The organism is Paracoccus kondratievae (assembly GCF_009301415.1).
GTDB classification, from domain to species: domain Bacteria; phylum Pseudomonadota; class Alphaproteobacteria; order Rhodobacterales; family Rhodobacteraceae; genus Paracoccus; species Paracoccus kondratievae.
The window spans coordinates 810,376-823,430 of the sequence record NZ_CP045073.1 but is presented as its reverse complement, the minus strand read 5'-3'; the positions used below and the strand labels follow the sequence as shown (position 1 = coordinate 823,430).

Sequence of the window (13,055 nt, the reverse complement as noted above, 5' to 3'; positions counted from 1 at the left end):
CGCCGCCTCAGCGCAGGGCGCGGCCGAGGGTCGGCGCGGGCTGGCGGTTGTGGGGCCGGGCGGGCAGGATGCCGCCGCGGGGATCCGAGGTCGAGGCGACGGTGCCCCGTTCGGCCCAGGCTTCCAGTTCCTCGATGGCATAGACGACACGGCCGCCCAGCTTGCGAAACAGCGGGCCGGTGCCATAGGTGCGGTGCTTTTCCAGCGTCCGTGGCGACAGGCCGAGGAAATCGGCGGCGTCGCGGGTGCGCAGGAAGCGCGGCGGTAGCAGGGCGGAATTGGCGTTCATGGAAACCTCCGTGGCTCGGAATGAGGCCGCTCCGGTGGCGCGGCGGATATGGGCCACGGTGGCGAATGGAAGAGGCCGGGACGGAGGGGGAATGAAGGGGGGCATGAAATCCCCCACCCCCGGGCGGATCGCAGGTCGCTATCGGCGGCGAAAGCGCAGCAGCCTGCGATAGCCGCCGGCGATCATGGCGGCGCCGTCCTTCAGAAGATCGCGGACGGTGTCGCGCAGCGGCGAGGTGCGCCAGTGCTCTTCGGCAACCCGCTCGATACCGAAGACGACCTCGGCGATCTCGCGCTGGCTTGCACCGTGCTCCCGGCCGTCGGCGGCGCGCAGCATGGCCTTCAGGCGGCGGCGCTGCTGCGGGGTGATGCGTCGGTCGGGCGGCACCTTGTAGCCGTTGAGATGACGGAGCAGCCGGTCCAGGGCCGCGAGCCGGTCGAGCCCGTCGCAGTCGAGCGGGATCAGCACCGCAAGGGGATCGTCCGGCTTGCAGGTCGCGTCAGTGATCAGATGCAGGTCCGGTCCGATGTCGCGCAGCAGGATGTGCAATTCGTCGGCCGCGATCCTGAGATCGCCGGACAGGAAGGCGCGCAGATTGGCGACGCCGGCCCAGGATGGCGGAGCGACGGCGACAAGACGAAGGACGGCCGTATCGGCGGCCTCGCTCCAGAGGACCGGCTGTTCACTGGCGGCAAGGCGCGGCCTAGCCGGGAAATCGCAACCCCCACCGGCGTTCGAGCGGTTCGGGAAGCGGTTGACCGAGATCGCCGGCCCGCCGCAGGGCGGCGTAATCCTTCTGATAATCGCGGTTGCGCCGCAGGCATTCCCAGGCAAGATGATCGACGCCCGCATGGTCGATGACGTCATAGGCGGAGTCCGCGCGCCAGCGCGACGTGTCGGGTCTCATGGCATTCCTCCCGCTGCACGGAACGACACACGTCAGGAGCGAGATGGTCCGGGCAATACACCCGCGCGCGAAGCCCTTGTGCCAGAAACCGCCTTGCACCGCCGGCAATGCGCGGGATTGTCCGGAGATCAGTTCGGACGGCCCAGCCTCAGGATCCTGTAGCCGTGTTCCGTCATCCAGTGCGCCCGGGCAAGATGGCTGTCATAGACCCGGCGTGCGCGTTCAGGCTCAGTCGCGGGGTCGATGCCGAACAGCACCTCGATTGCTTCTTTCCAATCCGCGCCATCGGCCTCGGCATCGAGCAGCCGGAGGTAGAGCTTGACATGATCGCGGTCGTAATCAGTGAGCAGATCGCCGGTCGGCGCGTCGTCGCGAAAGCTGGCTTTTATCATTACCTTTCCCTTGACGCGGCTCTCGTACATGGCGGGTACGATATCGTAAACTCCTATCCGGAGCATGGCGTTCTGCAAATGACATCCCGGAGCGCGGATTTGGGGCTGTACTTTGCCGTTCCAGGAAACCGGTCTCCTTGATGATCCTGACCGCCGACGGTGGTTCGACATCATTTGTAGAGAATACTCCGTGGATGAATTCTCTACAAGTCAGTGTCTTGCCGCGTATGGATATACGCGAGGTTCTGGCTCTCAATCTTCGAAAGATCCGGCAGGCTCAGGGCTTGTCGCAGGAGGAGCTTGCCTGGCGGGCCGATATCGACCGCACCTATATCAGTTCCCTGGAGCGGTGTGTCTACGCTGCTGGCATCGATGTGGTCGATAGGCTGGCTACCGCACTTGGCGTTGAGGCGTCCGACCTGCTGAAGCGCCCGACCGACACCTCTGAACACGAGGCCTGAAGGCGACGCGGCCCGACAGGAGCCGCGTCACGAGGGCGTGGAGGGGGCGGCCTATGCCGCCACCCCGCGTTGCCGACGGGAAGCGAGGCGTTTGCTGGCCGTGGCGTGATGTTCGGCGCTCAGCTCACAGCCGAGCCAGTCGCGACCGAGGGATTGTGCTGCTGCCAGCGTCGAGCCCGAGCCGCAGAACGGGTCGAGGACCAGATCGCCCGGCTGCGAGAAGGCCCGGATCAGCGGCATCAGCGCCTCGACCGGCTTCTGCGTCGGATGCAGCTTGTTGCCGGTATAGGGGAAGTCGATCACGTCCGGGATCGGAGCCTCGGGGCGGGTAACATTGCCCTTGGCCAGCAGGTAGGCCTGTTCGTGCTCGTAGCGCAGGAAGGTCGCCGAGGAAGCGTAGCGTTTGCGGAAGACCAGATGGCCGACGATGCGGAACCCGGCCGCCTTCCAGGCCTCGAAGAACAGGTCCACCTTGTTCCAGCCGTAGAAGGAGACCGCGAAGCCGCCGGGCTTGAGGACGCGGTGCGCCTCGGCGAAGGCGGGCTTCAGCCAGCGGGCGTTGTCGTCATTGGCAACGGTGCGGCCGTCGCGGCCGCGATAGCGGGTGATATAGGGCGGGTCGGTCAGGATGAAATCGACCGAGTTCGCCTCCATGCCGGTCATCAGGCGGGTGCAGTCGCCGTTCAGGACGGTGTTGCGGGGCGTGGCGCGCGGGGCGGCCGGGGCGTCGCCGCGCGGCTGGCGGGGGTGGCTGGAACCGGAGGAAGCGGTGCTGGTGGTGTTGGTGAAGGTTGCCATCGTCGTGATCCTTTTTGCTCGACCGGACCGCGCCCGTCGCGGCCCCGATGGCGGTCGCAGGACCGGAGGCGATCGGCCTCGCACCCGGAACGGGCGCAGCGCAGCGCCCGACGGCCCATGGCCGGTTCTTTTTGCAGCGCAGCGGCCGCGAGGAGCCCGTTCGCGGGCGGGGAAAAAGGACCGGCGGGACGTTGCGTTCGGCGGATCGAGCCGCAGGCGGTCTTCGGTCAGACCAGCCAGTTCTTCGGGGCTGCGACGGGTGTGGTCCCGTGTCAGGCAATGAAGGAAGGATCGCGGCGGTGGTGACCGGCACCGGCCAGCCTCCGTGAATCAAGGTTTCCGGCCCCCGGCGGTTGCATCAGAGGCACAACCCGGCCTCTGCGATCAGCCCTAGCTAACCCGGATCGGCGATGCCCGGCCGGAGAAATGACCGGCATGGAAAGAACGAGGCGATTATCCTGACCCGCGGCGCATCACCCGCAGCGCGGCGCCAGGCAGAACCAGAGGCAGGACGACATTCTGCACCCTACAGGCTGTGTCGCCTTTGCCGAGGTGCATTCCGGCCAGTTCGGCGCCGAGGTCTCCTTCAATGTGGCTGGAACCTGGACCTGGGCAAGACCGCAGAAGGTAATGGGTTCGCGTTCGGCCTGTTCCCGGGATTTGCATGCGCGCAGATGACCCGGCGGTACCTTCCTTCGCAACGTGAACGGACAGATCACCAGAACCTGCCGCAATAGCCCTCCCGGATCATGATCGCGGCGAGATCCTGCCCGTCCGGCAAACGGCAGCTTCCGATCTTGCGATTATTGCGACGCCCGTCACTCAAGGCGCAGATCCAGACGAGATTCGGGCTGAATGCAGAACACATTGATAGCGCACAAACCACGAGATTGTGTCTTGAACCCCGGAAGTTGCGTTCCAAATAAGATCGTGCGGATCGCCCTGCCGGGGGTCCTCCGCCGGAAATTCCGGTGAATTACCGACTTGTACCATGTTGCTCAATGGAGGATGTGGCTATGAGAACCACTTTTGATTTTACACCGCTGTTTCGGTCGAGCGTTGGCTTCGACCGGCTCCTGAACTCACTGGAGGCCGCCGCCCGCGCCGAATCTGCGGATAGCTGGCCCCCCTATGACATCGTTCGTGCCGACGAGGACCGCTACGGTATTACCATGGCGGTTGCCGGGTTCCGCGAAAGCGATCTGACGCTGACCCAGAACGGCAATGTGCTGGTCGTTGCCGGCAAAAAAGAGTCCGATGATAAGGCGCGATACCTGCATCGAGGCATCCCGGCGCGCAGTTTCGAGCGTCGTTTCGAACTGGCGGATCATGTCCGGGTCGAGAGCGCATCGCTGACCGATGGCCTGCTGGAGATTTCGCTGGTGCGCGAAATCCCTGAAGAGAAGAAGCCGCGCCGTATCGAGATTGTGCATGGCACATCTGCCGCAGCTTTGGCCAAGCAGGCCCGTATCCCGGCGGCGGAAACCGCCGAGCCGCAGCCCGAAACCGCCGCAGCCTGATCACCGGGCCATATCTGGCAGTCCCGAAACGCCGGGGCGTATCGGTCACACCGATGCGCCCTTTGGAGGGGTTATGCAAGAACAGGAGACACAGACATGAGCGTAAGAGATCTTATCCCACAGAACTGGACCCAAAATCTGCCGTGGTGGCGGGGTCGCAATACGCAGCCCGTCGAGGCGACGCCTGACCCCTTTGTCAGCTTCCTCCGGGAGGTGGATCGGCTGTTCGACGACTTTTTCCGCTCTTTCGCCACCCGCTCGCCGGTCCTCCCTGGTATCAGTGGCTGGCCGGGCACGAACTGGCCGAGCGTCGAGATTACCGAAACGGACAAGGCGATCAACATCAGTGCAGAGCTTCCCGGCCTTGAAGAAAAGGATGTCGAAGTCCTGCTCGAGGATGGTCTGCTGACACTGCGCGGCGAAAAGACCAGCACCACAGAGGACAGCGCGCGCCAGTTCTCCGAGCGGGTCTACGGCAGGTTCGAGCGGCGCATTCCGCTGCCCGCCGGCATCGATGAGGTTGCCGTTGAGGCGGCGTTCCGCAACGGCGTGCTGACCGTGACCCTGCCCAGGACTGAAACGGCCCAGGCGCAGGTCAAACGCATCCCGCTGAAAACCTGATCCTGGCGGGCTGGAGCGATCCGGCCCGCACCTCCCCTGTCAGAAAGCATCGGAGGATGAAATGGAACTTGCAAGAGGAGACCATATTTCCCCTGCCGCGCCCCGCATCTCGACGATTCTGCCACAAGGCAAGGGTGAAGCCACCTGGGATTCCAGCCTGCCCGCGAAGAGCGTTGCCCGGATCTGGAAACCTGCCAGATCCGCGATGACATCCGGTCGCGCGCGCAGCAAGGACTGGCGTCTGCGGATCGAGCGTGCCTCCGTGCCGTCGATCGAGCCGCTGATGGGCTGGACCGCCGGTAAGGACACAGCCCATCAGGTCGAACTATCCTTCCCCAGCCTTGAAGCCGCGGTCCGGCATGCCGAACGGCTGGGCATCGCCTACGAGGTGCATCTGCCGCCGGGCGAGGCCGAGGCGCGCCAGCAGGCGCAGGCGCTCGAGCGTCAGCGCCACGCCCATGCCGCGCGTCTGCGGCGCTTTTCCGATCAGACGCTTGACCGGCTGGGCCTTGCGCAGCATCGGGACGCCTATCGTCGCGCGCTCGGAGCGCCAGTGGGCGACGCCGGGAAAGGAGCAACTCCGATGGAGGTGGCGCAGGATACCAGCCTGCCGCTTGAAACGCGCCGCTCGATCCTGATGAGCATCGCGTTCAACGAATATCTTCAGGATCTGGCGACCTCTGAGGGGATGCCCGAGCATCATCGCCAGTCGCGGCTGAGCGACGTCGAAACCGCATTGCGGGCACTCGAAGGCGCGCAACACGCGCAGCAGGTGGCCTGACAGAGGTGCGCGATGAACCCGCTTCTTCCCCTTGACTGTCAGGCCGCCATGCCAGACCGTTTCGGACTGGTTCTGGCCGCCGCTGCCCGCACCCGCGCCCTGCGCGAGGGCGCGGCGCCAAGACTGGGCGATGCCTCGAACAGCGCGACGGAAACCGCGCTCGCTGAAATTGCGGCCGGCGCCTTCGCGCCAGCAGAACTGAGCCCCTTCCTGCCGCCGTCAGAGCCGCGGCGGCTGGCGAAACCCACCTGACGATCAGATGAGAGGAGGTAAAACCATGGTTGCGAACTGGATTTCGGACCGTTGCCATACTGGTTACCGCATCGCCGCCGGGACCGTCATCGCTGCGGGCGTCCTGCTGGCTGCCCTGCCGCTGATGCTTTCGCTGCCCGCTGCGGCCCTCTGGAGCAGCGTCCTGTCAGGCGCCGCCCTTGTCGTGTTGGCCGCCTGACTGCTGTGGTCGGGCGATCAGGTGGCTGACAGACTGCTGTTCCTGGCCGGTCTCTGGGTCGCCGTCAGCCCTTGGGCAACTGCCGTCGGCCTCGTAGTCTGGCTTGCCGCACTGCATGTGATTGGCGGCTTTGCCTTGGTCGCCTGGACCGGCGCGCGGCTCTGGTCCGCGCGCGGCAGGGGCGGCGCGCAGGCCGCCTGAACCGGTGCCGGCCCCGGTCTCCGGGGCCGGCCATTCATCGCAGGAGAGCCCGATGTCTTTGTCACTTACCGCCCGCAGCCGCTGGCTGCTCATGCTTGTTTTGTTGGTAACAGCGCTGTTTAGGCCGCTGCCGTCACGGGGCGAGTCGGCCTTAGCCTTCGACAACCGGGGCCTGCTGACGGAAGCCCCGATGCTGGAACGGGTGACACCTGCCATCGTCAATATCGCGACGCGAACCGAGACTTAGGTCAGCGCGAACCCGCTGCTAAACGACCCCTTCTTCCGCCGCTTTTTCGACCTGCCTCCCAGTCTGGCACCCCAGATGCGGGCGCGACGGTCGGGCGTGGTCGTCAACGTCACCTCCAGCGTGACGCTGGCACCGATGCCGCTTGCCGCTGCCTATACCGCCAGCAAGCAGGCGATAGAGGGCTTTACCGGATCGTTGGCGCATGAGCTTGCGGCCTTCGGTGTGCGGGCAAAGCTGGTCGAACCGGGCTATGCCCCGACCACGCGGTTTTCACAGAACATCGACTTTGCCATTGAGGACATGATCCCCGAAGCCTATGCCGATTTCGCTGCGCCGATCTTTGCCGCCTTCGCCAGCCCGGCCCTGACCACCAGGGAAACCGACGTGGCCGAGGCGGTGTTCCTGGCGGCGAATGACACTTCCGACCGGCTGCGCTATCCGGCCGGACCCGATGCGGTGGCGCTGGCGGCCTGACCCATTGTCGGCGGGGGGAAGGACCGCCAGGTTCAGCCCGGCAGCGTGACCACCATGGCACCGCGATCCGTCGCGACGACCGTATGCTCGTATTGCACCACCGGGGCGCGCGGTTCGCTGTAAAGCGTCCAGCCGTCGTCCGCCTCCGTCGCCCAGAGGCCGCCTCTGGACAAGAACGGTTCGACCGTCAGTACAAGCCCCCTGTGGATACGGCGCCGTTCACCGCGCGCGGCCCAGGTCGGAATTTCTGCGGGCTCCTCGTGCAGCGCCCGGCCGATCCCATGGCTGGCAAGGTTGCGGATCAGCGTATAGCTGCGCTGCTCTGCAAACTTGCCGATGGCGCGACCGATGCCCGCAAGCGGCCGGCCGCCGCCGACCTGGGCGATGCCGATCCGCATCGCCTGCCTGCCATCGCGGCACAGCCGATCCAGTGAGGGGCGCACGGGCGCGACCCGGTATGTGGCGCCGGTATCGGCGAAATAGCCGTTCTTTGAGGCCGAGACGTCGATATTCACCAGATCGCCCGCCGCGATCACCCTGTCGCCGGGGATGCCATGGGCGATTTCCTCGTTCACGCTGATGCAGGTCGCGCCGGGAAAATCATAGGTGGATTGCGGCGCCGAAACGGCGCCCTCGCGCTCCAGCAGCGCGCGGGCGATCTCGTCCAGTTCGCGCGTGCTCATGCCGGGTTCCATCGCTTTCGCCATGGCCTGCATGGTGTTGGCGACGATCCGGCCGATCTCCTTCAACCCGTCGAGTTCGTCCTGATTGGTGATCGTCATCGCCTGCTCTCGCTTTGATCAGATGCTGCAACCGACATCATACCGGTGATGCGCAGCGATGTCCCACATCACTGTCTTGACGCTCGCCTCGAATCGTAACATATATAGTTACATGAAACGTGACAGCCGCCTTTCCTCGGTCCTTCATGCCCTGCTGCACATGGCAGAGCATGACGGCCCGATGACCTCCGAGGCGCTGGGGCAATGCCTCAGCACCAATCCGGTCGTGGTGCGCCGCACCATGGGGCTGTTGCGCGAGGCGGGACTGGTGACGGCCGAGCGAGGGCACGCCGGGGGCTGGCGCATCGCGGCCGATCTGGAAACGGTCAGCCTGCGCCGGTTGCACGAGGCACTGGGGGAACCCGCGATCTTCGCCATCGGCAATCGTAACGAGACGCCGGAATGCCTGGTCGAGCAATCGGTCAATGCCGCGCTGGAGGGCGCCTTTGCCGAGGCCGAGGCGCTGTTGCTGGACCGTTTCGCCGATGTGACGCTGGCCGATCTGGCTCGGGATTTCGCCCGCCGCCACGCGCAAAGGCGGGCCACACAGGAGTAGGACATGCAGGACGTGATCGTGATCGGGGGCAGCTATGCCGGGATGGCTGCCGCCCTGCAGCTGGCGCGTGCGCGCCGCAAGATGCTGGTGGTCGATGCCGGCCAGCGGCGCAACCGTTTCGCCAGCCATTCGCACGGGTTTCTGGGGCAGGACGGGGTGGACCCGGCGGCGATCTGGGCCGGCGCGCGCCGGCAGCTTCTGGCCTATCCGACGGTGACCTGGATCGAGGGCGAGGCCGTCGCGATTTCGGGGCGCAAGGATGATTTCCGGCTGTCCACGGCGGATGGCACGGCCCATGCCGGCCGCCGTATCCTGCTGGCCACCGGAGTGCGAGACCTGCTTCCTGACATTCCGGGCCTGCCGGAGCGATGGGGCAAGACGGTGTTCCACTGCCCCTATTGTCACGGTTACGAACTGGATCAGGGCCGGATCGGCGTCATCGCCACCGGGCCGATGTCGATCCATCAGGCGCAGTTGCTGCCGGAATGGGGCGAGGTCACCTTCCTGACCAACGGCGCGGTGACGCTGGAGCCGGAGCAGCGCGACGACTTGCGCAGCCGCGGCGTTGCCATTGAGGAAAACCCCGTCGCCCGGATCGCGGGCGAGGCCGAGGTGGAACTGCGCGACGGCCGGGTGCTGCCCTTCGCCGGTCTGTTCACCGCGACCCGGACCGGGCCGGCCAGCCCGCTGGCCGAGGCCGCCGGCTGCGAGTTGATCGAGACGCCGATGGGCCGCCAGATCGTGACGGATGAGACGAAGGAAACCAGCCTTCCCGGCATCTTTGCCTGCGGCGACGTCGCGCGGGCGCCGCATTCGGTGTCGCTGGCGGTGGGGGACGGGGCATGGGCCGGGGCGCAGCTGCACCGCTCGCTGGTCTTGCCGGAATGAGCGGCGCGGCCCATCCGGGCGACGGTGCCAGCTATGCCGGCCGCGTCGCGCGCCATGTGCCGGGCCTCAAGGACCTGCACCGCATGGCCGGGCTGCTGCTGGCCGAGCGCGTGCCCGAGACGGGCCGCGTCCTGGTCCTCGGCGCCGGCGGCGGGCTGGAGCTGCGCGCCTTCGCCGCGGCCCATCCCGGCTGGCGCTTCGACGGCGTCGATCCTTCGCCTCAGATGATCGCCCAGGCGCTGGACATCCTGGGCCCGGCGGGCTACCGTGTCACCTTCCATCAGGGCTATATCGATGATGCCCCCGAAGGCCCCTTCGACGGCGCGACCTGCCTGCTGACCCTGCATTTCCTGCCGCGCGAGGAACGCCTGCGCACCCTGCGCCAGCTGCATCGCCGCCTGCGCCCCGGCGCGCCCTTCGCCATGGCCCATCACAGCTTTCCGCAGGCGGACGGCCAGCAGGATCTGTGGCTGCGGCGCAATGCGGCCTGGCTGGTCTCGGGCGGCGTTCCCGAGGCGCAGGCCATGGCCGGCATGGCCACGATGAAGGAACGCCTGCCGGTGCTGACGCCCGAGGAGGATGCCGCGCTTCTGGCAGCGGCGGGCTTCCGCGAGGTCCAGCTGTTCTATGCCGCTCTCACCTTCAAGGGATGGGTTGCCCGGGCGTAACAGTGCCAGATCATGCAGCAGTGGATTTTTCGTCACCCTCGGTGACCGGTTGCGCCAGTGCCTGCGCCACAGCGTCGGAGACGACGTCCGCCGCCGAGCGGACCGGATCGGTCTTCAGGTGAGCGTAGCGTGCCGTGGTCTGCACCTGCGTGTGTCCGAGGAGCCGCCCGATCATCGTCAGGTCCTGCCCGAGCTGCAGGGCATCCGAGGCGAAGGAATGGCGCAAATCATGAATACGAAGATCGTCGAGCCCGGCACGCTTGCGCAACCGCCGCCATGGTTTCTGCATGTCGGTCAGATGCTGGCCCTCCTTCCGGCCGGTGATGACATAGGGGTTCCCGTCGATCTTCGGGATGGCTTTCAGGACCTCGATGGCCGCCTTGCCGATTGGGACCAGCTTGGCGCCGGTCTTGGAATCCGGCAGGCGGAGAAGGCCGTTGCGGTAATCGACATAGCGCCATTTCAGGGTCTGAATCTCGCTGAGGCGGCATCCGGTCAGCAGCAACAGCCGGATGCAGGATGCGGCCTCGGGTTCGTCTTTCGCCTCATTCAGCACCTTGCCGAGGCGTGCCAACTCGTCCGGGGTGAGATAGCGCTCGCGCTTTTCCTCCCGGTATCGCTTCACCTTCCAGCAGGGGTTCACTCCGTCGGTGCGCACGCCCCAGGTATGGGCCACGGTGAACATCACCGAGAGGACGCCGAGGGTCCGGTTCGCCTGATAGGGGATATGCTTCATGGACTGGTGTAGTCCGACGACGTCGGCCCGGGTGATGTCGATGATGCGATGACTGCCGAACCTCGGATTGATGAACAGATCGATGGATCGCTCGTACTCGCCATAAGTCGAAGCTTTGCAGTGCAGCGCGACGTGATCCGAAAGGAAGCGTTTGCTGAACTCTTTGATGGTCGGGGAGGCCTTTCGGCGGTCGCGCTCACCGGCGGGATCGGCGCCGAGCCGCACATCCGACAGATATTTCATCGCCTCAGTGCGGGCCATTTCCGGCGTCATCGCACCATGCAGCCCGATGTTGACACGGCGCGAACGGCCGCCGGCGCGGTACTGGGCCAGATACATCTTTCGCCCCGATGGATAGACGCGCAATCCGAAGCCTTTCAGCTCTTCGTCCCAGAGGAAGAACTCCTGCCCGGTTGGCACCGCCGCGTCGACGGAACGTTTCGTGATCTTTGTCATCTTCACCCCTCCAGTTCCGGAAGCTCCGGAAGCAAATCGGAAGCAACAGGAAGCAAATCACTGTGCTGCTGTGGCGAAGAGAAGGGTAGGGTCGTCTACGCTATAAATCAATATTAACAGATGGTTATGCGAGTATTGGCGCCTTTTTCGCACCGTGGCGAAAGGTGGCGAAAACGCCCTGACCAAAACTCATAACCTGAAGGTCGCAGGTTCAAATCCTGCCCCCGCAACCAAATATTCCAACAAACTCGTCGCACCAGCGGCGGGTTTTGTCATTTTTGCTGTCTTTCCAGTAGCTTGCCGTTCGGTCCATTCGAGGATTTTCGCCAGATCACCGTGCAGTGTGGCGAAAATCTCGCCTCGTTCCGGCCCCGGCGTCAGCACGATCTTCTCGATCAGGGCGCGCCAATCCTGCGACGCTTCCTTCCGGTTCAGGGCCTTCGTCAGTGTGGCGACCTTCTTCGCGTAGATGGCCGAAGCACTCGGTAGAATGTCCGGCGTATCCGCCGGCGCATCGGCGAGCAGCGTCGTCAGCTCTTCCCTGCGCGCCTCCAGCACATCCATCTTCTCCTTCATCGAGGGATGGTACATGCCGTCCGCAATGGCCTCCACGATCTGCGCGATCTGCTTCTCGATGCTGGCGAAAGGCGGGATCGAGGTCTGACGGGGCACGGTAACTTGGAGTGTGCGACCTGAGCCGAAGACGGATTTGATGATGGATCAAGTGGACGAATTTCTTGTCGGTAAATACTCGGACTACAGGGCCGCGCTACAAGGCGTAGAGCAATGCACACCGTTCATGCCATATGGATGGTTCAAACCGCCTCAAACCGTCAGACTGGATACTGATTTAGGGCGTCAGCAGATGGTTACCGGGATCAGGCCCAGGATGTCGCCCGGGATCTGGCCAACGGCATAAATCATCTGATCAACCTGACCAGACGGCTGGAAGCGTGGAAGACGGTTCTGGAAGGGCTCGATCTTCCCCAGAAAAACGATCTGCTCCACGAGTTCGTTGTTGCCATATACGCTCAAGGCCAGATTCTACTTCGCGATCGCGCATCTCTCTCATCAGGCGAATTGTGTGCAACAAGGGGCGCTATGGTCGGACGACTTTTCCACCCTGCCCGAGGATTGGGGGATCAATGAAGGGGTCGCTGCAAGATTGGCGAAGCCCTGGCGGTCCTGGGGGAAGCTGATCAAGTCGCTCAACACCGTCGACAACGGGGACTACAAGGCGGCGACGGATGATTTCCGCAGCAAGCATACCCACCGCTTCACACCGCACGTCGAACTTGGGATGACGCAGATGATGAAACGTCTCCCTTCCCAGGATGCCCAAAAGCCCTGCTACGGGATCGGTGGCAGCGATCCTATCATGCTGGACGTCCTGGTGAACGAGGAGAAGAAGCAATGTACCCGCCTGTCGAAAAGCTACCGGGCGTTTCAGAAACTCGTTTCTGAACAAAGCTCCGTCCTCTTTGGAGAATCTTGCACCTGATCTCAGCCCCCGGACCAGGAAACGGGATTTGATTTTCCAGTCAGTGTCCACTTGTTCGGTGTGAGGGGGAAAGCCTTCCCCCTGGCCGGCACTTCGTTGCCGGCGCACCCCCATCGAGCGGGGAGACCCCGCAACGCCCTCTTAGAGTGAGAGTGCGGACGGGTTTTCCGTGACGGGTTGAGGGCTGGGAGAGAGGCTTCCGGCGCCCGTCGCGGAGAACCGCGATGTCCAGATACTTCCGCAGCGCGCACCCCGGAACCGACCGGACCAACCTTTACGACGAAATCACCAGCAAGATCATCGGCGAGTTGGAGCAAGGCCGCCTG

Annotated in this window: 22 protein-coding genes and 1 pseudogene; 14 read left to right on the top strand and 9 right to left on the bottom strand. The window is 64.7% G+C overall.

From position 1 onward, the window contains the following. Positions 1-7: 7 nt before the first annotated feature. The 4 genes from F8A10_RS15375 to F8A10_RS15365 form a co-directional block, all read right to left on the bottom strand. A complete protein-coding gene (locus F8A10_RS15375; protein ID WP_152367800.1) occupies positions 8-289 on the bottom strand; it encodes a helix-turn-helix transcriptional regulator in 282 nt (93 codons plus the stop codon). A 138-nt stretch (positions 290-427) separates the two neighbouring features. Then, positions 428-757, bottom strand: a complete 330-nt coding sequence (locus tag F8A10_RS21940; protein ID WP_227493532.1) for a DUF2285 domain-containing protein — start codon at positions 755-757, stop codon at positions 428-430. A gap of 235 nt (positions 758-992) precedes the next feature. Further along, the gene (locus tag F8A10_RS21935; protein ID WP_227493449.1) at positions 993-1,196 is read right to left on the bottom strand and encodes a transcriptional regulator domain-containing protein; all 204 of its coding nucleotides are present in this window, start codon (positions 1,194-1,196) and stop codon (positions 993-995) included. A gap of 128 nt (positions 1,197-1,324) precedes the next feature. Then, positions 1,325-1,588, bottom strand: a complete 264-nt coding sequence (locus F8A10_RS15365) for a DNA -binding domain-containing protein (RefSeq protein ID WP_152367799.1) — start codon at positions 1,586-1,588, stop codon at positions 1,325-1,327. 140 nt (positions 1,589-1,728) lie between these two features. On the opposite strand from F8A10_RS15365, the gene F8A10_RS15360 reads away from it, so the two are divergent. Further along, on the top strand, positions 1,729-2,049 hold the full coding sequence (locus F8A10_RS15360; RefSeq protein ID WP_227493531.1) for a helix-turn-helix domain-containing protein: 321 nt from the start codon (positions 1,729-1,731) through the stop codon (positions 2,047-2,049). Between the two features lie 51 nt (positions 2,050-2,100). On the opposite strand, the gene F8A10_RS15355 is transcribed toward F8A10_RS15360, so the two are convergent. Then, a complete protein-coding gene (locus F8A10_RS15355; protein ID WP_152367798.1) occupies positions 2,101-2,847 on the bottom strand; it encodes a DNA methyltransferase in 747 nt (248 codons plus the stop codon). A 1,016-nt stretch (positions 2,848-3,863) separates the two neighbouring features. Here F8A10_RS15355 and F8A10_RS15350 point away from each other — a divergent pair. The 8 genes from F8A10_RS15350 (at position 3,864) to F8A10_RS15320 (ending at position 7,142) form a co-directional block, all read left to right on the top strand. Continuing rightward, entirely contained in the window at positions 3,864-4,367 is a 504-nt protein-coding gene (locus tag F8A10_RS15350) for an Hsp20 family protein (RefSeq protein WP_152367797.1), read from the top strand. A 96-nt stretch (positions 4,368-4,463) separates the two neighbouring features. Next, positions 4,464-4,988: an Hsp20/alpha crystallin family protein gene (locus tag F8A10_RS15345; protein WP_152367796.1), complete on the top strand. Its 525-nt coding sequence runs from the start codon at positions 4,464-4,466 to the stop codon at positions 4,986-4,988. 61 nt (positions 4,989-5,049) lie between these two features. After that, a complete protein-coding gene (locus F8A10_RS15340; RefSeq protein ID WP_152367795.1) occupies positions 5,050-5,769 on the top strand; it encodes an NADH dehydrogenase ubiquinone Fe-S protein 4 in 720 nt (239 codons plus the stop codon). A gap of 12 nt (positions 5,770-5,781) precedes the next feature. Beyond that, on the top strand, positions 5,782-6,021 hold the full coding sequence (locus tag F8A10_RS15335; protein ID WP_152367794.1) for a DNA-directed RNA polymerase subunit omega: 240 nt from the start codon (positions 5,782-5,784) through the stop codon (positions 6,019-6,021). A 25-nt stretch (positions 6,022-6,046) separates the two neighbouring features. Further along, positions 6,047-6,220, top strand: a complete 174-nt coding sequence (locus F8A10_RS21170) for a hypothetical protein (protein WP_193668224.1) — start codon at positions 6,047-6,049, stop codon at positions 6,218-6,220. 21 nt (positions 6,221-6,241) lie between these two features. Next, positions 6,242-6,421, top strand: coding sequence for a hypothetical protein (locus F8A10_RS15330; protein WP_152367793.1), 180 nt, complete (start codon positions 6,242-6,244; stop codon positions 6,419-6,421). Positions 6,422-6,473: 52 nt separating this feature from the next. Beyond that, a complete protein-coding gene (locus F8A10_RS15325; RefSeq protein ID WP_152367792.1) occupies positions 6,474-6,668 on the top strand; it encodes a hypothetical protein in 195 nt (64 codons plus the stop codon). Positions 6,669-6,683: 15 nt separating this feature from the next. Next, the gene (locus F8A10_RS15320) at positions 6,684-7,142 is read left to right on the top strand and encodes an SDR family NAD(P)-dependent oxidoreductase (RefSeq protein ID WP_319805343.1); all 459 of its coding nucleotides are present in this window, start codon (positions 6,684-6,686) and stop codon (positions 7,140-7,142) included. Between the two features lie 32 nt (positions 7,143-7,174). On the opposite strand, the gene map is transcribed toward F8A10_RS15320, so the two are convergent. Further along, positions 7,175-7,924, bottom strand: a complete 750-nt coding sequence (gene map / locus F8A10_RS15315) for a type I methionyl aminopeptidase (RefSeq protein WP_152367791.1) — start codon at positions 7,922-7,924, stop codon at positions 7,175-7,177. Positions 7,925-8,036: 112 nt separating this feature from the next. On the opposite strand from map, the gene F8A10_RS15310 reads away from it, so the two are divergent. The 3 genes from F8A10_RS15310 to F8A10_RS15300 are packed head-to-tail and all read left to right on the top strand — an operon-like array spanning position 8,037 to position 10,036. After that, on the top strand, positions 8,037-8,480 hold the full coding sequence (locus F8A10_RS15310) for an RrF2 family transcriptional regulator (protein WP_152367790.1): 444 nt from the start codon (positions 8,037-8,039) through the stop codon (positions 8,478-8,480). 3 nt (positions 8,481-8,483) lie between these two features. Beyond that, the gene (locus F8A10_RS15305) at positions 8,484-9,368 is read left to right on the top strand and encodes an NAD(P)/FAD-dependent oxidoreductase (RefSeq protein WP_152367789.1); all 885 of its coding nucleotides are present in this window, start codon (positions 8,484-8,486) and stop codon (positions 9,366-9,368) included. Then, positions 9,323-10,036, top strand: coding sequence for a class I SAM-dependent methyltransferase (locus F8A10_RS15300; RefSeq protein WP_227493447.1), 714 nt, complete (start codon positions 9,323-9,325; stop codon positions 10,034-10,036). The genes F8A10_RS15305 and F8A10_RS15300 overlap by 46 nt, the downstream gene beginning before the upstream one ends. A 10-nt stretch (positions 10,037-10,046) precedes the next feature. Here F8A10_RS15300 and F8A10_RS15295 read toward each other — a convergent pair whose 3' ends face one another. The 3 genes from F8A10_RS15295 to F8A10_RS21165 all read right to left on the bottom strand — a co-directional run bounded on the left by F8A10_RS15295 (position 10,047) and on the right by F8A10_RS21165 (position 12,236). Further along, positions 10,047-11,228 (bottom strand): tyrosine-type recombinase/integrase, encoded by a 1,182-nt coding sequence (locus F8A10_RS15295; protein ID WP_152367788.1) that lies wholly within the window; start codon positions 11,226-11,228, stop codon positions 10,047-10,049. Between the two features lie 189 nt (positions 11,229-11,417). Continuing rightward, a complete protein-coding gene (locus F8A10_RS15290) occupies positions 11,418-11,900 on the bottom strand; it encodes a DNA resolvase (protein WP_193668222.1) in 483 nt (160 codons plus the stop codon). Positions 11,901-12,086: 186 nt separating this feature from the next. Then, positions 12,087-12,236 carry a hypothetical protein gene (locus tag F8A10_RS21165; RefSeq protein WP_193668220.1) on the bottom strand — a complete coding sequence of 50 codons (150 nt, stop codon included), beginning with the start codon at positions 12,234-12,236 and terminating at the stop codon, positions 12,087-12,089. A 10-nt stretch (positions 12,237-12,246) separates the two neighbouring features. Between F8A10_RS21165 and F8A10_RS15285 the strand changes: the two genes are divergently transcribed. Both F8A10_RS15285 and F8A10_RS22065 read left to right on the top strand, forming a co-directional pair. After that, a complete protein-coding gene (locus tag F8A10_RS15285; RefSeq protein ID WP_139824569.1) occupies positions 12,247-12,729 on the top strand; it encodes a hypothetical protein in 483 nt (160 codons plus the stop codon). Between the two features lie 224 nt (positions 12,730-12,953). Beyond that, positions 12,954-13,052 (top strand): annotated as a pseudogene (locus F8A10_RS22065) (antirestriction protein ArdC); the annotation flags it as partial. Positions 13,053-13,055: the final 3 nt, after the last annotated feature.